The 25,650-nt window shown below is 70.5% G+C and carries 20 protein-coding genes; 13 read left to right on the forward strand and 7 right to left on the reverse strand.

Annotated features, from left to right (window positions below):
- Positions 1-35 precede the first annotated feature (35 nt).
- The gene (locus tag KV106_RS34990) at positions 36-848 is read right to left on the reverse strand and encodes an alpha/beta fold hydrolase (RefSeq protein WP_261216334.1); all 813 of its coding nucleotides are present in this window, start codon (positions 846-848) and stop codon (positions 36-38) included.
- A 358-nt stretch (positions 849-1,206) separates the two neighbouring features.
- Between KV106_RS34990 and KV106_RS34995 the strand changes: the two genes are divergently transcribed.
- The 4 genes from KV106_RS34995 (at position 1,207) to KV106_RS35010 (ending at position 8,708) form a co-directional block, all read left to right on the forward strand.
- On the forward strand, positions 1,207-6,321 hold the full coding sequence (locus tag KV106_RS34995; RefSeq protein WP_261216335.1) for a trifunctional serine/threonine-protein kinase/ATP-binding protein/sensor histidine kinase: 5,115 nt from the start codon (positions 1,207-1,209) through the stop codon (positions 6,319-6,321).
- Positions 6,318-7,022, forward strand: a complete 705-nt coding sequence (locus tag KV106_RS35000; RefSeq protein ID WP_261216336.1) for a response regulator transcription factor — start codon at positions 6,318-6,320, stop codon at positions 7,020-7,022. Before KV106_RS34995 ends, KV106_RS35000 begins: the two co-directional genes overlap by 4 nt.
- 101 nt (positions 7,023-7,123) lie before the next feature.
- The gene (locus tag KV106_RS35005) at positions 7,124-7,513 is read left to right on the forward strand and encodes a response regulator transcription factor (RefSeq protein ID WP_261216337.1); all 390 of its coding nucleotides are present in this window, start codon (positions 7,124-7,126) and stop codon (positions 7,511-7,513) included.
- Positions 7,514-7,676: 163 nt separating this feature from the next.
- The gene (locus tag KV106_RS35010; RefSeq protein WP_261216338.1) at positions 7,677-8,708 is read left to right on the forward strand and encodes an ATP-binding protein; all 1,032 of its coding nucleotides are present in this window, start codon (positions 7,677-7,679) and stop codon (positions 8,706-8,708) included.
- Positions 8,709-8,899: 191 nt separating this feature from the next.
- On the opposite strand, the gene KV106_RS35015 is transcribed toward KV106_RS35010, so the two are convergent.
- Positions 8,900-10,249 carry a pyridoxal phosphate-dependent decarboxylase family protein gene (locus KV106_RS35015; RefSeq protein WP_261216339.1) on the reverse strand — a complete coding sequence of 450 codons (1,350 nt, stop codon included), beginning with the start codon at positions 10,247-10,249 and terminating at the stop codon, positions 8,900-8,902.
- A 226-nt stretch (positions 10,250-10,475) separates the two neighbouring features.
- Here KV106_RS35015 and KV106_RS35020 point away from each other — a divergent pair, with 226 nt between their 5' ends.
- A complete protein-coding gene (locus KV106_RS35020; protein ID WP_057595974.1) occupies positions 10,476-10,976 on the forward strand; it encodes an Lrp/AsnC family transcriptional regulator in 501 nt (166 codons plus the stop codon).
- A 22-nt stretch (positions 10,977-10,998) separates the two neighbouring features.
- Here KV106_RS35020 and KV106_RS35025 read toward each other — a convergent pair whose 3' ends face one another.
- Complete coding sequence (locus KV106_RS35025) at positions 10,999-12,291, reverse strand: epoxide hydrolase family protein (RefSeq protein ID WP_409976590.1); 1,293 nt, start codon at positions 12,289-12,291, stop codon at positions 10,999-11,001.
- Between the two features lie 218 nt (positions 12,292-12,509).
- Between KV106_RS35025 and KV106_RS35030 the strand changes: the two genes are divergently transcribed.
- Positions 12,510-15,386, forward strand: coding sequence for an ATP-binding protein (locus KV106_RS35030; protein WP_261216340.1), 2,877 nt, complete (start codon positions 12,510-12,512; stop codon positions 15,384-15,386).
- Between the two features lie 24 nt (positions 15,387-15,410).
- Here the strand turns inward: KV106_RS35030 and KV106_RS35035 are convergent, their stop codons facing one another.
- Positions 15,411-16,643, reverse strand: coding sequence for a DUF1444 domain-containing protein (locus KV106_RS35035; protein ID WP_261216341.1), 1,233 nt, complete (start codon positions 16,641-16,643; stop codon positions 15,411-15,413).
- A gap of 126 nt (positions 16,644-16,769) precedes the next feature.
- On the opposite strand from KV106_RS35035, the gene map reads away from it, so the two are divergent.
- From map to KV106_RS35050, 3 genes are all read left to right on the forward strand, one after another.
- Complete coding sequence (map, locus tag KV106_RS35040; RefSeq protein WP_261216342.1) at positions 16,770-17,561, forward strand: type I methionyl aminopeptidase; 792 nt, start codon at positions 16,770-16,772, stop codon at positions 17,559-17,561.
- Between the two features lie 125 nt (positions 17,562-17,686).
- Entirely contained in the window at positions 17,687-17,986 is a 300-nt protein-coding gene (locus tag KV106_RS35045; protein ID WP_057596244.1) for a hypothetical protein, read from the forward strand.
- Positions 17,986-19,740: a RecQ family ATP-dependent DNA helicase gene (locus tag KV106_RS35050; RefSeq protein ID WP_261216343.1), complete on the forward strand. Its 1,755-nt coding sequence runs from the start codon at positions 17,986-17,988 to the stop codon at positions 19,738-19,740. Before KV106_RS35045 ends, KV106_RS35050 begins: the two co-directional genes overlap by 1 nt.
- On the opposite strand, the gene KV106_RS35055 is transcribed toward KV106_RS35050, so the two are convergent.
- Complete coding sequence (locus tag KV106_RS35055; protein ID WP_314733661.1) at positions 19,712-20,734, reverse strand: YihY/virulence factor BrkB family protein; 1,023 nt, start codon at positions 20,732-20,734, stop codon at positions 19,712-19,714. The genes KV106_RS35050 and KV106_RS35055 overlap by 29 nt on opposite strands.
- A 243-nt stretch (positions 20,735-20,977) precedes the next feature.
- Between KV106_RS35055 and KV106_RS35060 the strand changes: the two genes are divergently transcribed.
- Positions 20,978-21,310 (forward strand): hypothetical protein, encoded by a 333-nt coding sequence (locus KV106_RS35060; RefSeq protein WP_261216345.1) that lies wholly within the window; start codon positions 20,978-20,980, stop codon positions 21,308-21,310.
- A gap of 39 nt (positions 21,311-21,349) precedes the next feature.
- Here the strand turns inward: KV106_RS35060 and KV106_RS35065 are convergent, their stop codons facing one another.
- On the reverse strand, positions 21,350-22,315 hold the full coding sequence (locus tag KV106_RS35065) for an AraC family transcriptional regulator (protein WP_261216346.1): 966 nt from the start codon (positions 22,313-22,315) through the stop codon (positions 21,350-21,352).
- A 136-nt stretch (positions 22,316-22,451) separates the two neighbouring features.
- Here KV106_RS35065 and KV106_RS35070 point away from each other — a divergent pair, with 136 nt between their 5' ends.
- Positions 22,452-23,294 carry an oxidoreductase gene (locus KV106_RS35070; RefSeq protein WP_261216347.1) on the forward strand — a complete coding sequence of 281 codons (843 nt, stop codon included), beginning with the start codon at positions 22,452-22,454 and terminating at the stop codon, positions 23,292-23,294.
- On the opposite strand, the gene KV106_RS35075 is transcribed toward KV106_RS35070, so the two are convergent.
- Positions 23,285-24,010 carry a FadR/GntR family transcriptional regulator gene (locus KV106_RS35075; protein WP_261216348.1) on the reverse strand — a complete coding sequence of 242 codons (726 nt, stop codon included), beginning with the start codon at positions 24,008-24,010 and terminating at the stop codon, positions 23,285-23,287. The genes KV106_RS35070 and KV106_RS35075 overlap by 10 nt on opposite strands.
- Positions 24,011-24,106: 96 nt before the next feature.
- On the opposite strand from KV106_RS35075, the gene KV106_RS35080 reads away from it, so the two are divergent.
- Both KV106_RS35080 and KV106_RS35085 read left to right on the forward strand, forming a co-directional pair.
- On the forward strand, positions 24,107-24,793 hold the full coding sequence (locus KV106_RS35080) for an RraA family protein (protein WP_261216349.1): 687 nt from the start codon (positions 24,107-24,109) through the stop codon (positions 24,791-24,793).
- A gap of 55 nt (positions 24,794-24,848) precedes the next feature.
- Entirely contained in the window at positions 24,849-25,649 is an 801-nt protein-coding gene (locus KV106_RS35085; protein WP_209547073.1) for a transporter substrate-binding domain-containing protein, read from the forward strand.
- Position 25,650 lies beyond the last annotated feature (1 nt).

The raw sequence follows: 25,650 nt of genomic DNA on the forward strand, positions 1-25,650 counted from the left end.
TTGCGTTGTTCATGTGGTTCATGCCGTGCTCCTTCTCAACCGCCCGCGGCCTCGACGATCACGCGCGCTACCGCCGCGGGCTGCGAGGTCATCACCACATGCGAGGCACCCTTGACCACCACCGTCTTCTTCGCATGCGCGCGCTCGGCCATGAAAGCCATCGCGGCCGGCGGAATGTTCTTGTCGCGGTCGCCATAGACGAACCACGAGGGCACCGACTTCCAGGCCGGCGTCTGCGCGGGCTCGTTGAGCGCGGCCTCGGCGATCGGGCGCTGGCCCACGGCCATCAGGCGCGCCTGGGCCAGCGGCACGTCGGCGGCAAACTGCGCGGGAAACTTGCCCTGGTCGATGTAGAGGTCCTTGCCGCCGTCGGCCAGCGGCACCGGCGGCGCGAGCGTCGGGCCGAGCGTGCTGCCCGGGAACTTGCCGGTGAGGCCGAGCGCGGTTTCGCCGGCCTCGGGCGCGAAGGCCGCCACGTAGACCAGTGCCTTCACGTTGGGCTTGCCGTTGGCGGCCGCCGTGATGACCGAGCCGCCGTACGAGTGGCCCACGAGCACCACGGGCCCCTTCACCGAATCGACCACGGCGGCGACCGAGGCCGCGTCGGAAGCCGGCCCGCGCAGCGGGTTGGCGGCCGCGATCACGGGGTAGTGGCGTTTCTGCAGATCGCGCACCACGCCGTCCCAGCTCGAGGAATCGGCGAAGGCGCCATGCACCAGCACGATGGTGGGCTTGGGCGGCTGCGCGCCGGGCGCGGGCTGCGCGAAAGTGGCCAGCGGTGCGAGAGCGGCGAGGCCGAAGGCGGCGGCGAGGAGGGGGGCGCCGAGGCGGCGGGAGATCGGGGTCATGGTGTCTTTCCTTGCTTGAACAGGGGGAGGAGGGTGGTCGGCATCGGCCGATGGCGCTGAATCTAGGGGTGCCCCCGCGAGTGCCCGCCGGCCTCTGTATGCCTGTGTGTCCAGGCCGCCCATGAGCACATTACTTTTCATGCCGCGACGACAAAAACCCGCTTCCGCGCCGTCGCCTAACAACGCCTAACACCCGCCAACGCCAGTCGCCGCTCTCGCGCGGCCAGCGCGGTTCCAATCGAGGCCGTCAGTCGGAAGCAGCCGGCAGGAGGCTCACACCATGCAGGATCAGGAACTCGGGACACGTGACAGCGCGGCGGCGTCCGATCCACCCGAAGGGCCGGCCCATCCGCCGGAAATGCGGTTCCAGGACTTTCGCGAGCTCAGCGGCGGCATGCCGCGGCTCGAACGCGCGCGCGCGGGCGCCGGGCCCACCTCGCTGGTCGCGGGCCGGGGCCAGGCCACGCCGGCCGCGGCGGCATCGCTGCAGCGCGAGTACGGCCTGCGCCATGTGCTGCGCGACGACTGGGCCGCGCTCCCCGTCGCGCTGATGCCGCACGGCGAAGGCGCGCTGCTGGTGCTGCGCGACCCGGGCGGCGAGACCCTGCGCGGCAGCGGCCCCCGCGCCAGCGACACGGCCGCCTTCCTCGATCTCGCGCTGCGGCTGGTCGCCGCCGTCGGCGCGATGCACGCGGCCGGCGTGCTGCACCGCGCGATCACGCCCGACCGCCTGCTGCTCGCGCCCGACGGCCGGGCCTGCCTCACCGGCTTCGGCCATGCCGCCACCCTGGCGGACGCCGAGGCCGCGCCCGATCACGATGAGGCCGCCTGGGACGAGGACTGCTTCCACTACATGGCGCCCGAGCTGGGCGCGCGCATGAACCTGCGCGTGGACGCGCGCGCCGATCTCTATTCGCTGGGCTGCGTGCTCTACGAACTGCTGACGGGCCGCCCGCCGTTCCAGGGCGAGGATGCCGCGGCGCGCGTCCATGCGCATGCGACCCGCACCGCGCGCGCGCCGGGCGAGCTGGTGGCGGATGTGCCCGAACAGCTCTCGCTGCTGATCATGAAGCTGCTCGAGAAAGCGCCCGAGCAGCGCTACGCGGACGCCGCCGGCGTGCTGGCCGACCTGCGCCGCTGCGACACCCTGCTGCGCGAGCGCGGCGCCATCCCGCGCTTCGCGCTCGATGCCCACTCGGCGCTGCGCCGGCTGCCCCGCCTCACGCGCGTGCTGGGCCGCGATGCCGAGCTCGAGGCCCTGCTCGCGCTGTACCGCGGCGTTGCGCTCGATGCGCGCTCGCGCGTCGCCTGGGTCTCGGGCCACTCGGGCATCGGCAAGTCCACGCTGCTGCGCGAGGCCATGCTGCGCATGCAGCAATCGTGCGCGCCGCTGCTGGCCACGGCCAAGAGCGAGGAGGGGCGCCGCGGCCGGCCCTATGCGCTGGTGGTCGACGTGCTCGAGCAGCTGCTGCAGTTCGTGCTCGGTTGCGCCGAGGACGCGTTCGCGCTCTGGCGCCGCCGCATCGCCGCCGCGGCCAAGCCGGTCGACCGCACCCTCGCGGGCCTGCTGCCCGCGCTCGCCGTCGTGCTTGGCGCGCAGCCCGAGCCGCCCGATGCGCCCGACGCCGCCCCCGGCCTCGAGCGCGAACGCGTGCTGCAGGGCATGGCGCGGCTGCTGGCCTGTTTCGCGAGTTCGGCGCGGCCGCTCGTGATCCTGCTCGACGACCTGCAATGGGCCGATGCCGGCACGCTGCAGGTGCTCGAGCGCCTGCTGCACCAGCACGATGACGCGGCCCTGCTGCTGGTGGGGGCCTATCGCGCGGGCGAGGTGGCCGAGGACCATCCGCTGCGCGCCGGCCCGCTCGCGCAGGTGCCCGGCGCCGCGCGCATCGAACTCGGCCCGCTCGACGAAGCCGCGCTGCGCGAGATGATCGCGCAGGCGCTGCAGCAGGCACCCGGCGAGGTCGACGAACTGGCACGCGCCATCGGCCACAAGACCGGCCGCAATCCGCTCTTCGCGCACCACCTGCTGCACCTGCTGGCCGACGACGGCGTGCTCGTCTACGACGCGGATGGCGCCTCATGGCGCTGGAGCCTCGAGCGCCTCGCCTCGCATCCGGGCGTGGACAACGTGGCCGAGCTGATGGCGCGGCGCTTCGAGCTGCTGCCCGCGTCAGCGCAGGCGGCGCTGCGCGTCTTGGCCTGCCTCGGCCACCGCGCCTCGACCGAATCGCTCGCGGTGGCCATGGGCCTGGCGCCCGGCCCCGGGTCGGCCCGTGCGCTCGATGCGGTGCTCGAGCCCGCGCACGAAGCCGGCAGCGTGCACCGCGAGGGCGAGGACTGGGTGTTCTGGCACGACCGCATCCGCGAGGCCGCCTACCTCTCGCTCGCGGCCGGCGAGCGTCCGGGCCTGCACCTTCAGATCGTGCGCCGCCAGCTCGCGAATCAGGGTATGCATCAGGGCGCGCCGTCGCAGCGCTTCACGCTCGCCGTGCAGGCCAGCCTCGCGCGACCGGCCGTCGACGCGCCCGAGGAGCGCCGCGCCTTCGCGCGGCTCAACCTCGAGGCCGGCCGGCAGGCCAAGGCCGCCACCGCCCATCACTCGGCGCTCGGCTTCTTCCGCGCCGCGCTGGCCTTCCTGGGCGAAGACGACGCGAGCGAGGATGGCCTGCATGCACGCGCCCTGTGCGGCGAGGCCGAGTTCATGACCGGTGCGCTCGAACTGGCCGAGGCACGTTTGGCGGCCCTGGAGCAGGTCGCGGGCGAAGGCGTCTTCGGCGCCGATCTCACGCGCCTGCGCGCGGCGCTCTACACCACGCTGGGCCGCTTCGACCGCGCGCTCGACGTCGGCCTGGCCTTCCTGCGCAAGGCCGGCATCGAACTGCCGCGCCAGCCCGATGCCGCCGCGGTGGACCGCGAGCATGCGGCGCTGCAGGCCTGGATCGAGCGCCACGGCATGGCCGCCTTCCGGCAACTGCCGATCGTGGCCGACCCGCTGCGCCGTGCCATCACCGACATCTTTGCCGACCTGATCCCGCCCGCGCTCTACACCGACCAGAACCTGGTCGACCTGATCCTGCTGCACATGGCGCGGCTGGGCATCGCGCACGGCCATGCCGATGCCTCGGCCGACGGCTACGTCTGCATGACCCAGGTGTTCGGCGTGCGCTACGGCGACTACGCCACGGCGCGCGAGTTCGGCGCGCTCGCGCTGCACCTGGTCGACGAGCGTGGCCTCGCGCGCTACCGCGGCCGGGTCTACATGACCTTCGGCACCATGGTCGTTCCGTGGTCGCAGCCCGCGCGCGCGGCGCGCGACTACATCCGGCGCGCCTACGAGCTCGCCGTGGCGAGCGGCGACCACACCTTCGCGATCTACTGCGGGCGCAACCAGGCCACGGGCATGCTGTTCGCGGGCGAGCTGCTGGGCGACGTGCGCGACACGGTCGAGCGCGGCCTGGCGATCGCGCGCGACGCCAACTTCCAGCTCGTGATCGATGCGCTGCTCGCGCAGAAGCAGCTGCTGTCGCAACTGCAGGACGGCAGCGACGGCGACCCGCAGGCGCAGCCGCGCGTGCCGCGCGAGGGCGATCCCGCGACGCTGGTGGACTTCGCGTTCTGGGTCTACCGCCTGCAGGCCGCGCTGCTGTTCGGCCGGCTCGACGACGCCCTCGAGGCGCGCCGCCGCGCCGAGGCCTGCGCTGATTCGGCACGCACCTTCGCCGAGAGCGGCGACCTGCCGTTCTACGGCGCGCTGGCGCTGCTCGCCCTGCCCGAACGCGACGCCGCGCAGCAGGCCGCGCTGCGGCGCGACCTGGCCCAGCTCGAGACCTGGGCCCTGGCCTGCCCGGGCAACTTCCTCGCGCGGCACGAGCTGGTGCGCGCCGAGCGCCTGCGCATCGACGGCGATCCCGCGGCCGCCGTCGAGGCCTATGCGCGCGCCGTGACGCATGCGCGTCGCCACGGCTTCACGCAGGTGGAGGCGCTGGCGGCCGAACGTGCCGGTGCCTTCCATGCGGCGCGCGGCGACGAGCTGTCGGCCTACGGCAACCTGCGGCATGCGCGCGGCGCCTGGCAGCGCTGGGGCGCCATGGCCAAGGTGCGGCGGCTGCAGGCCGAATACCCGGGCCTGTTCGAGAGCGACGAGCAGGTGGGCGCCGGCAGCCGGCTGCAGGCGCTCGACGCGCAGGCCGTGCTGCGCATCTCGAACGCGCTGGCCAGCGAGATCGTGCCCGAGCGCCTGGTCGACACCCTGCTGCGCACCGCGCTCGAGAACGCCGGCGCCGAGCAGGGCACGCTGGCGCTGCTGCGCGAGGAGGCCTGGCAGCTGCGCGCGCGGGCCTCGGTGGTCGACGGCACGATCGCCGTCACGCACGAGGCCGCGGCCTTCGGCCCCGAGGTTCTGCCGCTCGGCATCGTGCAGGCCGTCGCGCGCACCCAGCAGCACATGGTGATCGACGATGCGCGCGAGAACGCTTCGCTCGCGCAGGACGACTACATCCGCCGGCGCCGGCCGCGCTCGGTGCTGTGCGTGCCGCTGATGCGCCATGCGCGCCTGGTCGGCGTGCTCTACCTCGAGAACAACCTCGCCTCGCACGTGTTCACGCCGGCCAAGGCCGAGGTGCTCGAGGTGATCGCCTCGCAGGCCGCCTTCGCGCTCGAGAACGCGCGCCTGTACGAGGAGTTGCTCGACCAGAACCGCCAGCGCGCCCGCGCCGAGGAGCAGTTGCGCGGCGCGCTCACCGACCTCGAGCGCGCCACCCGGCTCAAGGCCATGGGCGAACTGGTCGCGTCGATCGTGCATGAGGTCGGCCAGCCGATCGCCGCCGTCGACACCTCCGCGAGCGCCGCCCTGCGCTGGCTCGACCGCAGCCCGCCCGACATCGCAGAAGCGCGCGAGATGCTCGCCCACATCGGCAAGAGCGCGCTGCGCGCCCGCAGCATCATCCAGGCCCTGCGCGCCAAGGCACGCAATGCCGAGCCGCGGCTCGCGGCCTTCGACCTCAACGAGGCCCTGCGCGAAGCGGCCGTGCTGGTGGCCGGCCCGCTCGACACGCTCGGCGTGGCGCTCGAGCTGCGCGGCCTGGAGGCCGCCGTGCTCGTGCATGGCGACCGCGTGCAGCTGCAGCAGGTGGTGGTCAACCTGCTGATGAATGGTGCCGAGGCCATGGCGTTGCTGCCGCCGGGCCCGCGTCCGCTGTGCCTGAGCTGCGGCAGAGATGATGGTGGTGGTGGCGAGGGCCGCGTGCGCGTGGCCGTGGACGACGCCGGCACCGGCATCGGCGAAGAAGCGGGCGAGCACCTGCTGAAGCCGCTGTTCACGACCAAGGCCGACGGCATGGGCATGGGCCTGGCGATCTGCAAGTCGATCCTCGACGCGCATGGCGGCACCTTGTCGCTGTCGCGGCGCGAGCCCGCGGGCACGCGCGCCGTCTTCACCTTGCCCCTGTCCGAACCTGGCCTCGCCCCATGACCTCTTCCCAAAGCCTCCTCACCAGACCCCCGGGCGCCCCGCTGGCCGGCGACGCGCGCGTGGTGTTCGTCGTCGACGACGACGACCTGGTGCGCGCCGCCATCGGCAGCCTGCTGCGCTCAGTTGACCTCGAGGTGCGCGCCTTCGCCACCACCGAGGAGTTCCAGGCCGCACCGCGCGCGCCCGGGCCTTCGTGCCTGGTGCTCGACGTGCGGCTGCGCGGCCAGAGCGGCCTCGCGTTCCAGCAGGCCCTGCGCGATGCCGGCCGGCCGCACATGCCGATCATCTTCATGACCGGCCATGGCGACATCGCGATGACCGTGCGCGCCATGAAGGCCGGCGCCGTCGATTTCCTCACCAAGCCCTTTCGCGACCAGGACATGCTCGACGCCGTGGCCGCCGCGCTCGATGCCGATGCCAGGCGGCTCGACACCGACCGCGCGCTCCAGGCCTCGCGCGACTGCTGGGCCCTGCTCACGCCGCGCGAGCGCGAGGTGGTGCAGCACGTGGCCTCGGGCCTCATGAACAAGCAGATCGCCGACCGCATGGGCATTGCCGAGATCACCGCGAAGATCCACCGCGGCCAGGCCATGCGCAAGATGGAATCGCGCTCGGTCGCCGAGTTGGTGCGCAAGATGGAAGCGCTCGGCGTCGTGCAGGGCCTGCCGCGCGCGCAGCCGGCCGTCGCGCACCATACCTAGAGATGATGGCGCCGCGCCGTGCCGCCGGTATTCTGCAAGCCCGGGTCGTGCCCGCGTGTCCTGCGCCTTCGTCCTAAGCCCGGTAGAGAACGGGAAGCCTCTTGTCCCTGTCAGCCATCGATCTCGTTTCCATCGTCGACGACGACCCCTTCGTGCGCGCCGCCACCAGCAGCCTGGTGCGCTCGTTCGGCTGGGAGGCGCGCGCGTTCGAATCGGCATCGGAATTCCTGGCCTCGGGCCTGCAGCGGCAGACCCGCTGCCTCGTGTGCGACATACGCATGGCGACCATGGACGGCATCGAGTTGCTCGAGCGCCTCGACCGCGACGGCCTGCGCGTGCCCACGCTGTTCATCACCGCCTATGCCTCGGCGCACACGCGCGAGCGCGTGCGCGCCAGCACCGCGCTGTGCCTGATCGAGAAACCGATCGACGCCGCCGAGCTCGAGGCCTGGATCCGGCACGCCTTGCGCGACGCCGAGGCGCGGCGCTGAGGCTCGTCGCCCGCGCCATCGTCTCTTCTCGCGCCAGCCGCGCGCATGCCGGAGGCAAACCTTCGTAGGGGTTGGGCGAACGCTGGTGCGATGGTGGGCGGCCCACCTCGCGTGATGTCATCGCTTCCATGCCGGCCGGTGCGTCGGCGACAGGAGATTCCAGATGACCCGAAGCCTTCAGACACCCCTCGACCTCGTATCCGAAACACCCGCCAAGGCGATCCCGCGCACGCAGGGCTTGGCCTTGTACGCCGCTCGCGCGTTGGCACTCGCCGCCCTCGGCCAGAACACGCACGCCGCCACGCTCGCGCCCATGGTCTGCGGCATCGACGACGGCCTGCTGTGGATCCTCGGCGTGTCCGTGCTCGTCGTGCTCGCGCTGATCGGTGCCTTCCTCGGCCTCGAGCTACTGGCCTACCGCGCCGGCGCCGTGCGCATCGCCCGCGCCCTCGAGTCGCACGGCGGCGATGCCCGCATGCCCGAGCTGCCCGAGAGCGGCCCACGCGCCATCGCGCGCCTGGCGCGTGCCATCAACAAGGGCCGGCGCCGCCGCGTCGAGCGCGAGGCCGAGCACCTCGACGTGCAGGCCGCGTATGCCCACGACCTGCGCACTCCGCTCACCCGCATGGGCCTGCGCTGCGAGATGCTTGACGACCCTACGCTGCGCGAAGCGATGCAGCGCGATCTTGCCGAGATGCAGGAGCTGGTCGAGGCCAGCGTCGCCAGCGCGCGCATGCAGCGCAGCGTGGCCGAGCCGCTGCAGCGCGTCGATGCCGACGGCCTGCTCGACAACCTCGTGCGCGGCTACCGCGACGCCGGCCGCGCCATCGCGCTCGACGGCCGCATTGGCCAGCCGGTGGTCGCCTGCCCGCTCGCGTTGCGGCGCGTGCTGGCGAACCTGATCGACAACGCGTTGCGTTATGGCAGCGACGTGCGTGTGTGTGCGCACGTCGATGCGCAACGGCTGGTGCTGGCGGTGGTGGATTCGGGGCCAGGGATCAAGCCGGCGCAGATCGATGCGGTGTTCGCGCCGTGGGTGCGGGGGCGGCAGGGGCAGGAGGACAAGCCTGGGTCTGGGCTTGGGCTGGCGATTGCGCGGCGGTTGGCGCGGTCGATGCAGGGGGAGTTGTTGCTGCAGAACCGGCGTACTGGAGGGTTGGAGGCGCGGTTGACGTTGCCGTTGGTGGTGGCGTGACGCCGTGGCAGAGGAGAGTGGGGCGGGTGCGATGGGGGCGGCGCGGATTTGTCACAGTCAGTGTGGTGCGGACGGAGAAGGGCTATAGATCGAGACGCGCCGGGGTTCCCTTGTTCAGTCTTACGTCGCATCGCGGGCGATTAAAGCATCCCTTGTTAGCGACCGGCTCAAGGGGCACGGCCGGTGGTTCGTTACGAAAAGGATTTGGAGATATGAACACCCGAAGCGAGTACCGCATCGGCGTACGACGACAGCATCTGGATCGTCTCCCGCATGTCGCTTTCGGTGGCATCCGGATGAATGGCGCAAATTCGCAGCACGGTTCGATGTCGCAAGCGCGTCGTCAACACCGTCGCAAAGCCCTCCTGAAGTGCCCGCGATGAAATCTCGCTGTTCAGCGCATCGAGCGCCTCCGGGCTCATGGCCGCATCCGTCATGCGGAAGGTGACGATGCCCAGCTGTGCGGGCGACACGATGTCCCAGCGAGGATCCTTCTCGAGCTCGTGCTGAGCCCAGGTCGCCAACCGGCAACCATGCGCAATGGCCTCGCCCATGGCGTCCGAGCCCAGCACCTGCAAGGTGAGCCACAGCTTCAGCGCGCGTGCCGGTCTCGTAAGTTCCACGCCGAGATCCCAGAAATTGATCTGGTCGGCGTCGGTGTCGGCCTGCGCATCGAGCAGGTATTCGGGGCGGGTATGGAAGACCTGCGAGAGGTGCTTGCGCTGCCGCACGAAGACCATCCCGCAGCCGTAGGTCTGGAACAGCCACTTGTGCGCATCCCAGCTCAGGCTGTCGGCCTCGCCGATGCCGTCGAGCAAACCCCGATGCGATGGCGACAGCGCGGCGGATGCGCCGTACGCGCCATCCACGTGCATCCACATGTCGTGCGCATCGCACAGGGCGCGAATCCGTCGCAGTGGATCGATGCTGCCGGTGTTTGTCGTGCCCGCGCTTGCAACCACGGCGAAAGGCCTGAGCCCATCGGATAGATCCTGCTCGACCGCGGCCGCCAGGGCCGTCATGTCCATGCGGAACGCGGCGTCGGTGGGCATGCGGCGAATCTGATGCGGCAGAAGCCCGAGGATCTTCAGGCCCTTGGCAACGGATGAATGCGTTTGCTCCGAGACGTAGGCCACGCCTTGCAGGCGTTGCGCCGGCTCTAGCTTGAAATCGCGTGCCATCGCGAGCGCCGTCAGGTTGGCCATGGAGCCCCCCGACACGAACAGGCCGCCCGCCGAAGGCGGGAGCCCGACCTGCGCCGCCAGCCATTGAATGAGCGCCGCTTCGATGACGCTGGCTCCCGAGCTCTGCAACCAGCTGCCGGCGTGGACGTTGTGAACGGCGGTCAAGTAGTCGCCCAGGGCCGACAGCGGCGAAGACGGTCCCGGAATGAAGGCCAGGAACCGGGGATGGTCCATGCGCGCACGCCAGGGGTAGATCTCCTCCAGCATCTGGTCGATCACCTCTTCCAGCGGCCGGGCCTGTGCGGGCACGCCGATCGCGCGAAGCGACTCGGCGCTGGCGTGATCGATCACGTCCACCGGACGTTGTTCGCGGGATGAATGGCCGACCGGACTCATGCGAGACAGGACCCGCACCCATGCTTCCGGTGGCACCTCTCCGAGCAGGCGGCTGGGTGGGGCTCCATCCGACGTCGAGGGAGGAAGGGCAAGGGTCGAAGCTGCAGGCATGTTGGTCACCGAATGATGTTCTGTCTTTGGCTTATTCTCCCGAACATCATTCAGCTGCCCTAGCGCTTTCAGGACCATGGCCAAAAATACGAACCAGCTTCAACCGGAGAGCAAGGCACCCGCCCGCCTGGATGCTGTCGACCGAAGACTGTTAGGGCTTCTCGCGAACGACAGCACGCTCAGCTATGCCGCGCTGGGAGAGTTGCTTCACCTGTCGGCGCCCGCGGTGCATGAGCGGGTGAAGCGGCTCAAACGCGACGGGGTGATCCTCGCGACCGTGGCGCGCCTAGATGGCGCGAAGCTGGGGCGGCCGCTGCTGTGCTTCGTGCAGGTGATCACCAGCACCGTGAAGCGTGCCCGCCAGATCGCGGCGCTCGAATCGCTTCCCGATATCGAGGAAATCCACATCGTCACCGGCGACAGCGGCCTCCTGCTGAAAGTGCGCACGCGCGATGCGCAGGCGCTGGAAGTGCTGCTGGCGCGCATCCACGAGGTCGAGGGCGTGGAAGGAACGCGCACGCAGATGGCGCTGCGCACGCTGGTCGAACGCGGGCCCAGTCCGCATGCGGCGGATTGACGACAGGGCTCGCGCGCCCGGCTCAGCGCAACGACCTGAACGCCGCCCGCACCTCGCGACTGAACAGCTCCGGCTGTTCCCAGGCCGCAAAGTGCCCGCCGTTGTCGACCTCGTTCCAATAGATGAGCTTGTGATAGGCCCGGTCCGCCCAGCTGCGCGGCGCCTGATAGATCTCGCCCGGAAACACGGTCACGGCCGCGGGCAGCGAGATGTCGACCGCGTTGAAGTTGTTCGAGTGGTCTTCCCAATAGATCTGCGCCGCCGAGGTCGCGCTGTTGGTGAGCCAGTACAGCGAGATGTCGTCGAGCATCTCGTCGCGCGAGAGCACGCGCTCGGGCACGCCGCCCGAATAGGTCCAGGTCGCGAACTTGTCGTAGATCCAGGCGGCCTGGCCCACGGGTGAGTCGGCGAGGGCGTAGCCCAGGGTCTGCGGGCGCGTGACCATCATGGCGGAGTAGCCCGAACTGTTCCTGTAGAAGTCGTCGAGCTTGTCGAAGGCGGCGCGCTCCTTCGGCAGCAGGCCGGCGGGCGCGGGGCCGCCCGCGGCGAGGATGGCGGCGATCTCGGCGGGCACGGTGCCTGGCATGTTGACGTGGATGCCGATCAGGCCCGGCACCTTCTGGATCGCCATGCGGTGCGAGATCACGGAGCCGCAGTCGCCGCCCTGCGAGACGAACTGCTTGTAGCCCAGCCGCGCCATCAGCACGCCCCAGGCGCGCGCGATGTGGTTGGAGTCCCAGCCGGTGGCCTCGGGCTGGCCCGAGAAGCCGAAGCCCGGCAGCGAGGGCAGCACGAGATGGAATGCGTCCTCGGCGCGGCCGCCATGCGCGGTGGGGTCGGTCAGCGGGCCCACGACCTTGAGCAGCTCGAAGATGGAGCCGGGCCAGCCGTGGGTCATGATCAGCGGCATCGCGTCGGCGTGGCGCGAGCGGATGTGGGCGAACTGGATGTCGAGGCCGTCGATGGTGGTCACGAGCTGCGGCACGGCATTGAGCCGCGCCTCGCCCTTGCGCCAGTCGTAGTCGGTGGCCCAGTAGCGCACCAGCGAACGCAGGGTGGCGAGGCGCACGCCCTGCGAGGTGTCGGCCACGGTCTCGGCACTCGGCCAGCGCGTGGCGGCGAGGCGCCGGCGCAGGTCGACGAGGGCCTCGCGATCGACCGCGACGCGGAAGGGCCGCACCGAGGTGTCGTCGGGGCCGGTGGCCGAAGGCGGGCGCAGCATGGCGAAGGCGCCGGTGGCGGCCGACGCGGCGCTGAAGGCCATCGAGGTGGCGAGCAGGCGGCGGCGCGTGAGGGAGGAAATCGGTTCGGTCATGGCGTGGTTTCTGTGAAGTGAAAACCACTCGATTGAAGCCAGCCGATGTATCCCGCATGTGTGAAGAATCGGCCGATTCGCATGCGCAAGTACCTGCAAGGCGGCGCGACACACGGTCATACAAATCCGCCGCGCGCGGGTGACACGGAGCCTGCGCGCGGCGCATGTCGCTCGGGTATCCTCGGCGCGCCCCGACGCCCCCAAATCCTCTTTCCGCCATGAGCGACGCACCGCCTTTCGCGGCCAACGACATCCTCCACTTCGGTCCCTTCACGCTGCGCGTGGGCGAACGCCTGCTCGCGCGCGACGGCGAGCCGGTGGAGCTCGGCGGTCGCGCGATGGACGTGCTGCTGGTGCTGGTCGCGAAGGCCAACGCGATCGTGAGCAAGCAGGAGCTGATGGCGCGAGCCTGGCCCGGCATGGTGGTGTCCGATGGCAGCCTGCGCTACCAGATCACGATGCTGCGGCAGGCCTTGAACGACGGCCAGGACGGCGCGCGCTACCTGTCGAACGTGGTGGGCCGCGGCTATTGCTTCGTCGCACGCGTCACGCGCGGCGAGGCCATGGCCGAGGTCCGGGCCGACGCAGCAGCGGCGGTGGGGCCGATCGAACCGGGCCTGCCGGCGCAGCCGCTCGAACTGTTGGGCCGCGCCAAGGAACTGGCGGCGATTCCCGCGCAACTCGCCAGGAGCCGCTTCGTCACCATCGTGGGCTCGGGCGGCGTGGGCAAGACCTCGGTCGCGATCCGCGTGGGGCAGGACATGTTGAACGGCTTCGACGGCGCGGTGGTGTTCGTCGACCTCTCGATGCTGGCCGACCCCGGCCTGGTGCCGAGCGCCATCGCCTCGATGCTCGGGCTGTCGGTGCGCTCGGCCGATCCGGTGCCCAGCCTCATCGCCTACCTGCGCGGCCGGCGGATGCTGCTGATCCTCGACAACTGCGAGCACGTGATCGCGGCGGCCGCGTCGCTGGCCGAGCGCATCTTCCAGGCCGCGCCCGGCATCCACCTGCTCGCGACCAGCCGCGAGGCGCTGCGCGTGCCGGGCGAGCACATCCATCCGCTCGACCCGCTGGCCACGCCGCCCGACCAGCCCGGCCTGCTCGCGCGCGACGTGCTGCTGTATCCGGCCACGCGCCTGTTCATGGACCGGGCCGGCGCGAGCGGTGCGATGCCGGCGCTCGACGATGCCGACGCGCAGGTCGTCGCGGGCATCTGCAGAAAGCTCGACGGCCTCGCGCTCGCGATCGAGCTCGCGGCGCGCCGCGTGACCACCTATGGCCTGCGCCAGACCGCCGCGCTGCTCGACGAGCGGCTCGCGCTGTCGTGGCTCGGCCAGCGCACGGCCCGACCGCGCCACCAGACCTTGCAGGCCACGCTGGACTGGAGCTACGAGCTGCTCGACCCGCGCGAGCGCGAGGTGCTGTGCCGGCTCGCGGTCTTCGTCGGCCGCTTCTCGCTCGAGGCCGCGCGGCAGGTGGTGGCCGACGAGGCGTTGACGCAGGCGCAGGTGGTCGACGCGATCGCAAGCCTGGCCGAGAAGTCATTGCTCGCGGTGCATCGCGCGGGCGGCTCCGCGCAGTACCGCCTGCTCGAGAGCACGCGCGCCTATGCGCTCGCCAAGGCCGATGCACACACCGCCGAGGCGAGCGCGCGCCGCCATGCGCTGCACTTCCGCGCGCGGCTCGAGCGCATGGCCGCCGAGCACGAGGCCTTCTCGGGCGACACCGCGCGCGCCTCCGACCTGGCCGACCTCGGCAACGTGCGCGCGGCGCTGGCCTGGTGCTTCGACCGCGGCGTCGACCGAGACCTGGGCCTCTCCCTGGCGGTGGCGGCCGTGCCGGCCTTCATGGCGATGTCGCTGCTGGCCGAGTGCCATGGCTGGTCGAAGCGCGCGCTGGCCCAACTCACGCCCGCCGCGCGCGGCGGCGCGGTCGAGATGCATCTGCAGGCGGCCGTGGGTCTCTCGCAGATGTTCACCCGCGGCAACAGCGACGAGGTGCGGCATGCGCTCGAGCGCAGCCTGCAGGTGGCCGAGGCGCTCGGCGACGGCGCGAGCCAGGTCCAGCTGCTGGCGCGGTTGCAGATCTTCCACGAGCGCATCGGCGATTTCGTGGAGTCGCTGAGCCATGCGAATCGCTGTGCGCGCGTGGCGGCCTCGATCGACGACCCGACCGCGCGGGCCATCGCGGATTCGCTCGTGGGGCTGTCGAACCACCTGCTGGGCGACCAGGCCGGCGCACGTCATTTTCTCGAGGCCGCGATCGCGGGGTCGACGCTGTCGCGGCAGGGCACCAGCATCTATTCGGGCTTCGACTTCCACAACCGCGCCTGCATCTCGCTGGCCCGCACCCTGTGGCTGCAGGGCCACCCCTCGCAGGCGATGGCGCTGGCGCAGCGCGCGGTCGACGAGGCGCGCGAACTCAACCACCCGGTCACGCTGTGCATCGCGCTGATCTGGGCCGTGTCGGTCTACCTCTGGGCCGGCGATCTCGAGCGCGCCGAGCGCGACATCGACAGCTTCATCGCGTTCGCCGAATCGCATTCGCTGACGCCCTACCTCGCGGTGGGCCGCGGCGTGAAGGGCGAGCTCTGCGTGCGGCGCGGCGATGCGGAGCAGGGCGTGCGCGCGCTGCAGGGCTGCCTGGTCGAGCTGCGCGAATCGCGCTACGAGCTGCTGACCTCGGCCTTCAACCTCACGCTCGCGGAAGGCCTGGTCATGACCGGCCGGCACGACGAAGCCCTGGCCCTGATGGACGACACGCTCGCGCTGGTCCATGCCAAGGGCGACCTCTACAACCTGCCGGAGCTGCTGCGCGTGAAGGCGCGCGCGCTGTCGGGCGGGCCGACCCCGCGCCTCGCGCAGGCGCGGCAATGCCTGGACGAAGCGCTGGCGGTCAGCCGCCAGCAGGGCGCGCGCTCGTGGGAGCTGCGCGTGGCGATGGACCTGGCGCGGCTGTGGGCCGATGGCGAGCGCGCGCAGGAGGGCCGCGATCTGCTCGCGGGGGTGTTCGCCAACTTCACCGAGGGCTTCGAGACGACCGACCTGCAGGAGGCCGCGCGCCTGCTCGACGGCGCGGAGGATGCGGCGGGCTGAACGCGGGGGCGGCCGCCGCTCCACTCACTGGAATTGCACGGCCTCCACCGTCGTCGCCAGCTCCCGCAGCCGCCGCAGGCAGTCGCCCTCGGGATAGCCGAGCACCTTCCAGCGCGGCACGGCCAGCGGCAGCCGCTCGAGCAGGTGGCCCGCATGCTCGGCGAAATGCGGCCACGCGACGATGGTCGGGGTTTCGCCCGCGACCTCGCAGAGAAAGACCAGGTCGGCTTCGGGCAGCCAGGTGTCGACGCCCTTGGGCAGCACCGCATAGCTGACCAGCGCGCCATCGGATTCGCGCCGCAGCAGGCTGTGCTTGGCGACGAAGACGTCGATGCCGGCCTCCACGTGGGCCTTCTCGAGCACCTCCTGCTGGTCGTTGTAGTCGACCGCCTTTACTTCGCGCAGCAGCGCCGCGAGCTGCACGCCAGCCTGGCCGGGCGGGGTCCACAGCGACCAGGTCTTGTCGCGCAGCCTGAACATCTCGGCGCTCAGCGGGCGCGACTGCTCGCGCAGCACCCGGCGCGCGGTGGCGATCATGTTCTCGAGCGCGTCCGCATCGCCGGCACCGCAGACCAGCAGGCAGGTGCGGTTCGGCGCCATCGCCACCGGGTCGCCATCGAGCGGCAACTGCCAGGCCAGTTCGTGCAGGAAGATGCGGCCCGCGTCGTAGTAGTCGCCGTAGTTCGACACGTAGAGCCCGGGCGCGAGCTGGCCGAAGGCCGGCGCGGCCTTGTGGCGCAGGTTGTCGACCGCGATCTCGAAGGCCTGCTCGAAGCCGATGCCCCAGCGCTCGAGGTCGTCGGGGCTCAGTTGCGCGATCGCATGGTCGCTGTCGATGGCGACGGCCGCGCCCAGTGTGGGCGAGAACGGGGTCCACGCCATGGTGTCCTCGAGCTTCTTCGAGAAGTCGCCATGCGAGATCCGCGCGAGGTCCACGCCGGCGAGGCGCCGCAATATGGGCAGCAGCCGCGGCCTGGCCTCGTCGAGGTCGGCGGGCCGGTCGCTGCCGATGCCCGCGACGCCCAGCGCGAAGCGCGCGATCTGCTCGCGCCGCTCCGCCGGCCGGGCCTGGCAGTAGTCGGTGTAGAGGTTGTGCAGGTAGACCGTGCCGCCGTCCGCGCGGCGGATCAGGAACTGCTCGGGATCGAGGACCAGCTTCTCGTCGGGCAGCAGGCGTTGCAGCTCCTGCAGGAGCAAGCGGGCGACCTGTTCGGTGCCGGGCTTCCGGTCGAAAAGGCGGCGGATGAATGACAGCATGTTCCCCTCCTGCGGGCCAGTATAGGCAGCGCCTGTGTCACGCCGGCCCCTCCTTCCAGGCGAGGGCGGATGCAACGAAGCATGTATGATTCATATATGTTTCGTATATGCAAAGACTGAGCACCCATGGCTTCCGGCATCCACATCAAGTCCCCCGAAGAGATCGACAAGGCGCGCCAGGCCGGCCGCCTTGCGGCCGAAGTGCTCGCCATGATCGAGCCGCACGTGGTGCCGGGCGTGAGCACCGAAACCCTCGACCGCATCTGCCACGACTACATCGTGAACGTGCAGGGCCTCGTCCCGGCCAACGTGGGCTACCAGGGGTATCCGAAGACCATCCTCACCTCGGTCAACCAGGTGGTCTGCCACGGCATTCCCTCGCCCGACAAGATCCTGAAGAAGGGCGACATCGTCAACATCGACGTGGCCGTCATCAAGGACGGATGGTTCGGCGACACCAGCCGCATGTACTTCGTCGGCGCGCCGAGCGTGCTCGCGCGCCGGCTGGTGGAGACGACCTACGAGGCGATGCGCGCCGGCATCCTCGCCGTCAGGCCCGGCGCCACGCTGGGCGACGTCGGCCATGCGATCCAGTCGGTGGCGCAGCGCGAGCACTTCGGCGTGGTGCGCGAGTTCTGCGGCCACGGCATCGGGCAGGTCTACCACGAGGACCTGCAGGTGCTGCACTACGGACGCCGCGGCGAGGGCCTGCGGCTCGTGCCGGGCATGGTGTTCACCATCGAGCCGATGCTCAACGCGGGCGGGCGCGAGATCCGCCACCTGCCCGACGGCTGGACGGTGGTGACGAAGGACCGCTCGCTCTCGGCCCAGTGGGAACACATGGTGGCCGTCACGCCCGAGGGCCACGAGGTGCTCACGCGCTGGCCCGACGGGACCGGGAGCTACCCGCCGGTCTGAAGCGCCCGTCGAGGCGACCCGCATCCGTAGACATCGATGGCGGCCCGGATGCGCGAATCTCCTACTTCCGCCGCGCGCGATGGCTCCCAGTCTGTGTGCATCTGTCTTCCAAGGAAACGACGCACATGGCAACCAGCAGCATCCTCGGCGGCGAGCACGCCCCGACCGCCCCCAAGGGCACCGACGCCGACGCCCTCGGCCCCAGCGATTCCAGCGACAGCGGCAGCGATGCCGCGGGCGACGACCGCGCCGTGATCGACGGCGGCGAGGAGCCGGCGACCAACGCGGACATCCTGCCCGACCGCGTGGGCGTCTTTCCGGACGCCGCGACGGAGGTCGCCGACGCCGTCGACGACCCCGAAACGCTGAATGCCGAGGAGCTCGCCGACGAGAACGGCGAGGACGACGACGAAGAGACCGCCTGATGCCAGGCGTTCCCGATGCGGCCGCGCGCCTCAAGCACACGCTGCGCCAGGTGTTCGGCCATGCCCGCCTGCGCGCGGGCCAGGCCGAGGTCATCGAGCGCGTGATGGCCGGCCGCTCGACACTGGCCGTGATGCCCACCGGCGCCGGCAAGTCTCTGTGCTACCAGCTGCCGGCCCTGCTGCTCGAGGGCCGCACGCTGGTGGTGTCGCCGCTCATCGCGTTGATGAAGGACCAGTGCGACAAGCTGCGGGCGCTGGGCATCACCGCCGTGCAGGTTAACAGCGCATTGAACGCCGACGAGCTGGAACGCGCCGAGCAGGCGATCGACGATGGCAGCGCGCGCATCGTGCTGGTCACGCCCGAGCGGTTGGCGGACCCCGGGTTCGTGAGCCGGCTATCGGCGCACCGCGTGGCGCTGGTGGCGGTCGACGAGGCGCACTGCATCTCGCAATGGGGCCACGACTTCCGGCCCGCCTTCCTCGAGATCGGTCCGGCCGTCCGCGCGCTCGGCGGCCCGCCCGTGCTCGCGCTCACGGCCACCGCGGGCGAGGAGGTGGCGGCGGATGTCATGAAGAACCTGGGCATTCCGCGCGCCGGCCTGATCGATACCGGCGCCTACCGCGCCAACCTGCGGTTCGAGGTCGAGCAGACGACGCAGGAGCCGGAGCGCCAGCGCCGCATCGTCGAACTGGTGCGCGAGGAGGCCGGCAGCGGCATCGTCTACGCTGCCACGGTGAAGGCCGCGCAGGAGGCCTTCGATGCCCTGAAGGCGGCCGATCAATCGGTCGCGCTTTACCACGGCAAGCTCGGTGCGCGCGAGCGCGCCGAGGCGCAGGAAGCGTTCATGGCGGGCAGCGCGCGCGTGATGGTCGCCACCAACGCCTTCGGCATGGGCATCGACAAGCCCGACATCCGCTTCGTCGTGCATTGCCAGATGCCCTCGAGCCTGCATGCCTACTACCAGGAGGCCGGTCGCGCGGGCCGCGACGGCGAGCGCGCGCGCTGCGTGCTGCTGTTCCACGCCAAGGACCGATCGGTGCAGCAATTCTTTCTCGCGGGCCGCTATCCGCAGCTCGAGGACCTCGATGCCGTGTACCGGCAACTGCTCGCGGAGCCACCAACGCCCGAGGGCTGGACCGCCGCGAACCTGCTCGACGCGCTGGAGCGTCCGCGCACGCGCATGCAGGCGGCAATCGCCTTGCTGCGGCAGCAGAAGCTGCTCGCCATCGACCGGCGCGGACGCATCGCGCTGCGCCAGGCGATGGCCGAGCGCGCCGACTTCGGCGCCATGCTCGACGGCTACAAGGCGCGGCGCGAGCAGGACCGCGAGACCCTCGAGCGCATGCTGGCCTATGCGCAGTCGGGCCAGTGCCGCTGGCAACTGCTGCTCGACGACCTCGATCCCTCGGCCACGGCGAAGCGCTGCGGCACCTGCGACAACTGCCGGCGCATCGCGGCGCACGAGGCCGCGATGGCGCAGCCCATCGTGGTGAGCGAGCAAACCGCCAAGGTCGCGAAAGCCGCGACGCGCGAGCGCATGCCCTTCGCCGAGAGCGATCCCGTGAAGGTCAAGCGCTTCGGCGCCGGCGTCGTCGTGTCCTCGACCGACGGGATGGTCACGGTGGCTTTCGAGGATGGCAGCCGGCGCTGCTTCCATCCCGACTACGTGAGCCGCCGGAGAGCGGCGCGCAAGTCGCCCGCCGCACTCGCGATGTCGGGCGCCGCTAGCTTCGCGGTGCCCGTGCCGGCCTGATCCGCCGCGTGCGGCGCATCGCCAGCGCCATGAACAGCGCGCCGCCGGCGAACATGGCCAGTGGCGATGCCAGCCGGCGCGGCGCGCGACGGACAGGCTCGGGCGGCGCGCGACCGGTCGCGACCTGGCTGTCCGTGCCAGCCTCCGCCTGCCGCGCGGCTTCCTCCGTGGCCGCCTGCGCCTTGCCCGCGGCCACCGACCCATGGGCATTGGCATAGACCTTGGTGAACTCCGCGCCCAGCAGGAAGATCTGCGCCGCGTAGTAGACCCAGGCCAGGAGCACCACCAACGAGCCCGCGGCCGCGAAGGATTCGTTGACGCCGCTCTTGCCGAGGTACAGGCCGATCAGCACCTTGCCGATCTCGAACAGCACGGCAGTCACGCCGGCGCCGACCCACACGTCGCGCCAGGCAATGGGCGCGCTCGGCATGAACTTGAAGATCATCGCAAACAGCACGGTGAGGATCGCGAGCGAGACGAGGATGTTGACGCCCTGCAGCAGCGCCTCCCATCCCGGCAGCAGCGCGGCGCTCCAGCTTCCCAGCGCGGCGAGCGCCGCGCTCACCACGAGCGAGACCATGAGCAGGAACGCGAGGCCGAGGATCAGTCCGAACGACAGCACGCGCGCGCGCAGAATGCCCCACACGCCCTGCGGCTTCACGCGCTCGGGCACATGCCAGATGCGGTCGAGCGCGCTCTGCAGTTCGGCGAAGACCGTGGTGGCGCCGACCACCAGCACGACGATGCTGATCGCGCCGGCCACCAGGCCGCGCGAGGGTTCGCTGGCGCTTCGGATCAGCCCCTGCACCGCCAGTGCGCCTTCCGCGCCGATCAGGCCCGAGAGCTGCGCCGCGATCTGGCCCTGTACGGCTTCGGCGCCGAACAGCGTGCCGGCCACCGCGATCACGATCACCAGCAATGGCGCCAGCGAGAACATCGTGTAGTACGAGATCGCCGCGCCCATGCTCGGCGCGAAATCGTCGATCCATGCCATCACGGCGTCCTTGCACAGGCGAAGAAGACCGGGCGAGCGGACGGTGCGGGTCGAGGAAGAGGCCATGGTCGACACCGTGCCCGCGCCCTCCCTCGGCGGCCGTAGGAAACCGGCGGTTCATGGCGTGGGTCGCGCGGGGATGCGCATTGGCTGACAGGGGAGGGCGCGGATGCCCCACCCGGGCCGATGCGGCAAGGCGGTTCATTGAAGTCTTCTTTTCACCACTTCAGGAAAGACTTCTTCATGAACCGAATCACCCGAATCCTTTGCGCCAGCGGTTTTGCTTTGGCCGTCGTGCCCGCCCTGGCCCAGTCTGGTGGCAGCGGCGGCGGCGGTCCGGGCCTGAACAGCTCGGACAGTGTCGCGACGCAACCGAAGAAAGGCGGGACCTCGGCCACCACCCAGCCTTCCGCCACCAGCCAGGGCAACTCGATGTCGGGTGGCAACCTGAATCCGCAGGGCAAGGCGTCGAACCAGAAGGCGCGCCCCGGCACTGGTTCGTCGATGGGTTCGAAGGCGGGCGAGAACCCCAACACGCAGGCCACGGGGCAGGGGCGGACAACGAGCCCTCAGTAAGCTGGCCGACAGGTCAGGCTGAAAGACGCCCCATGGCTTTCAGTGCGCGGCCACGTACAGCACATGCGGCGAGGGATCGGGCCGCGCGAAGGCTTCGCGCATGCGCGCGGCCTCCTCGGCCGGGCCACGGCCGAACATGCGCTTGAACTCGCGGCTGAACTGCGAGGGGCTTTCGTAGCCCACCTGCGCGCTGGCATGCGCGGCCGTGACCTGGTGGCGGGCCATGATCAGCCGCGCCTGGTGCAGGCGCGTGGTCTTCAGGTACTGGATCGGCGAGGTCGACGTGACGGCCCTGAAGTGCGCATGGAAGGAGGTGGGGCTCATGCCGGCCTCGTCGGCGAGACCGTCGATGTCGAGCTTCTGGTCGAAGCGCGCATGGATGGTGCGGATGGCCTTCGCGATCTTGCCGAAGTGGCCCTGGCGCGTGAGCGAGGCCCGGATGGCGCTGCCCTGCTCGCCGGTGAGAACGCGGAAGTAGATCTCGCGAACCAGGTCGGGGCCGAGGATCGGCGCCTCGAGCGGCGAATTCATCGCTTCCAGAAAGCGCAGCACGGCGCGGGCCAGGCGCTCGTCCATCGGGGTCGACATCAGGCCCCTGGGGGCCGCGCCTTCGGCCAACCCGTGCTCGTCGAGCTTCATCATCAGTTCCGCTGCGACCTGGAAGTCGAGGCGGAAGTAGATCGCCAGCAGCGGCTCCTGCGCCGAGGCGTCGGTGTCCATCGAGAAGGGAACGGGGACCGACACGGCCAGGTAGTGCTGCGCGTCGTAGAGATAGACCTCGTCGCCGAGGAAGCCGCGCTTGCGGCCCTGCAGCACGATGACGATGCCGGGCTCGTAGAGCACCGGTGCGCGGGCCAACGGCCGGTCGGAGCGCAGGATCCGGACATCGGGCAGCACGGTCAGGTTGTAGCCTTCGATCGGCGCCAGGGGCTGCACCAGGTCGACCATCTGCCGCTGCACAGGGGAGACCTTGGGCGGTGCGTTGCGTGGACGAGCGTCGTTCATGGGAGCCGCGAATCTGCCACAGCCGGGCCGCCGGGTCCACGGCTTTGCAGTTTTAGGCAAGCCATGTGTGCGACTCGGCATATCGCGACCGTGCTGCGATTTCTACGATCGGTGCCTGATCTTCAAGGAGCCGACCATGACCCAGACATCACTCAAAACCTTCCTCATCACGGGCGTCAATTCGGGATTCGGAAAAGCCTTCGCCGCGGCCGCCCTCGCGCAAGGGCACACGGTGCTCGGCACCGTCAGGAGCGAAAGCAACAAGGAAGCCTTCGAGCGCAGCGCGCCCGGCCGATCGCATGCCGTGGTGCTCGACGTCACCGACTTCGACGCGATCGAGCGTTCCGTTCCCCAGCTGCTCGCCGAGCACGGGCCCATCGACGTGCTGGTCAACAACGCGGGCTACGGGCACGAGGGCACGCTCGAGGAGTCCAGCCTGGCCGAGATGCAACGCCAGTTCGACGTGAACGTCTTCGGCGCGGTCGCGATGATCAAGTCCGTGCTGCCCTCGATGCGCGCGCGCCGCCGCGGCCACATCGTCAACATCACCTCGATGGGCGGCTTCATCACCATGCCCGGCATCGCCTACTACTGCGGCAGCAAGTTCGCGCTCGAGGGCATTTCCGAGGTGCTCGGCAAGGAAGTCGCGGGCTTCGGCATCCATGTCACCGCCGTCGCGCCGGGCTCGTTCCGCACCGACTGGGCCGGGCGCTCGATGGTGCGATCGGAACGCAGCATCGCGGACTACGACGCGCTCTTCGATCCCATCCGCGAGGCCAGGCAGGCCAAGAGCGGGGCGCAGACCGGCGACCCTGCGAAGGCGGCGCAGGCGCTGCTCGCGCTGGTCGAGGCGCCGAATCCGCCGGCGCATCTGCTGCTGGGCACCGATGCGCTGGGGCTCGTGCGCGCCAGGCTCGCGGCGATGTCCGATGAGATCGATGCCTGGGAAGCGGTGACGCGCTCGACCGATCACGCCTGAGGTTCGCGCAGCAGCGCATGCAGCGCCGCCGCCATGTGGGCCTGCATGGCGGCCGCGGCGCCGGCCACGTCGCCCTCGCAGATGCGGGCCACGAGTTCGGCGTGGCCGTCCTGCACCTGCTGCAGGCTCTTGCGCGTCTTGCGCCGTTCCATGCCCTGGCGCGACAGCGATTCCAGCGACGCGCGGATCGAGCCGATCATCTGCCACAGCAAGGGGTTGCCGCTGGCGCGCGCGATCTCGACGTGCAGCTCGGTGTCGAGCGCCGCATAGGTGACCGGGTCGCGCAGGCAGCCCTGCATGCGGGTCACCAGCGCCGTCATGCGCTCGATCTGGGCCGGCTGCAGACGCGCGGCAGCGAGCGCCGCGGACTGGCTTTCGAGCGCGGCGCGCACGGCCATCAGGTCCTCGGTGGAGTTGTCGAGCACCTGCAGCGCGCGCGCGAAGTAGATCGACATCGCGGTGGCGTCGAGGTCGCGCCGGATGATCGGGCTCTTGCCGTTGGCGATGTCGACCACCCCCATGCCCTTGAGCGTGCGCAGCGCCTCGCGCACCACGGGCCGGCTCACGCCGAGGATCTCGGCCAGCCGCCCTTCGCCGGGCAGCGCGGCGCCGGGCGCGAGCCGCGAGCGCTCGATGTAGCCCAGCAGGCTCTGCACGGCCTGCTCCGAGAGCGGCACGCGCTCGAGCTTGTCCAGGACGAAGGGGTGGGCGGTCATCGCTACCTATCATATAGGGTGAGAGCTTGCGACCCCGGCCCTTGCCCCGTTCAATCAGGCCATTGATCGACTGGCTGACCGAACTAAGAGACAAGCATGTGGAAAGACGATGACGAGCTGTTCCAGCTCATGAAGACCAAGCTGTTCCCCGCCGCGGTGGGCGACATCCTCGACACCATGGGGCTCTTGCGGCAGTTCCTGCCGCCCGCCATCCGGCCGGTGGAGCGCTCGATGGTGATCGCGGGCCGCGCGATGCCGGTGCTCGAGACCAACTGCTTCGCGCGCTCCGAGCCCGAAGGCAAGACGCCGCTGAGCCGGCAGCCCTTCGGGTTGCTGTTCCAGGCGCTCGATGATTTGAAGCCCCACGAGGTCTATGTCGCCACGGGCTGCGCGCCGCAATTCGCGCTCTGGGGCGGGCTCATGACGACGCGCGCCCAGCATTTGAAGGCGGCGGGCGCGGTGCTCGACGGCTACTCGCGCGACACCAACGAGGTGCTGGAGCTGGGCCTGCCGGTCTTCTCGCTCGGCGGCTATTCGCAGGACCAGGGCCCGCGCGGCAAGGTCGTCGACTACCGCGTGCCGGTGGAGATCCAGGGCGTGCGCGTGCGTCCGGGCGACATCGTCTTCGGCGACCAGGACGGCGTGCTGATCGTGCCGAGGGAGGCCGAGGTCGAGGCCTTCCGCCGCGCGCTCGAGAAGGCCAGCACCGAGAACGCGGTGCGCACCGCCATCCGCAACGGGATGAGCACGGTCGAAGCCTTCGAGACCTTCGGCGTGATGTGACGGGGCCGCCTCGCTTTTCTCCCGTACTCGCCGACCAATTAACAAGGAGACTCACATGTTCGATTCGATGTCGCGCCGGCAACTGCTGGCGGTCGCGGCCGGCGCCGCCATGGCCGGCCTGTCCGGTGCCGCCGTGGCGCAAAGCGCCGCGGAAATCCAGAAGAAGGGCCAGCTCACGGTCGGGCTGCTCGTGGACTTTCCGCCCTACGGCACCACCAATGCGCAGAACCAGCCTGACGGCTATGACGCCGACGTCGCGCGGCTGCTGGCCAAGGACCTCGGCGTCAAGCTCAACCTCGTGCCCGTCACCGGGCCCAACCGCATCCCGTTCCTGCTGACCAACAAGGTCGACCTGCTCGTGGCCTCGCTCGCGATCACGCCCGAGCGCGCCAAGCAGGTCGACTTCTCGGCGCCCTATGCGACCGCCACCGTGATCCTGTACGGCGCGAAGAAGGTCGACATCAAGAGCGCGGCCGACCTCAAGGGACGGCGCATCGGGGTGGCGCGCGCGAGCGTCCAGGACGTGGCGCTGACCGCCATGGCACCCGAGGGCACCGAGATCCGCCGCTTCGACGACGATGCCTCGGGCATGCAGGCGCTGATCTCGGGCCAGGTCGATGCGATCGGCTGTTCCACCACCGTAGCCGCGCAGATCGCCAAGCGCGTGCCGCCCGACACCTACGAGAAGAAGTTCACCGTGCGCGAGCAGGTCATGGCCATCGCCATGCGGCCCGGCCAGGCCGAGCTCAAGAAGACGCTCGACGAGTTCGTCGCGCGCAACCGCGCGAACGGCGAGCTCAACAAGCTCTATCAGAAGTGGCTGGGGACGGACTTTCCGGTGATCGCGGCGTCCTGAG

Origin of the sequence: Variovorax endophyticus (assembly GCF_025376855.1) — a bacterium.
Classification (GTDB): Bacteria; Pseudomonadota; Gammaproteobacteria; order Burkholderiales; family Burkholderiaceae_C; genus Variovorax.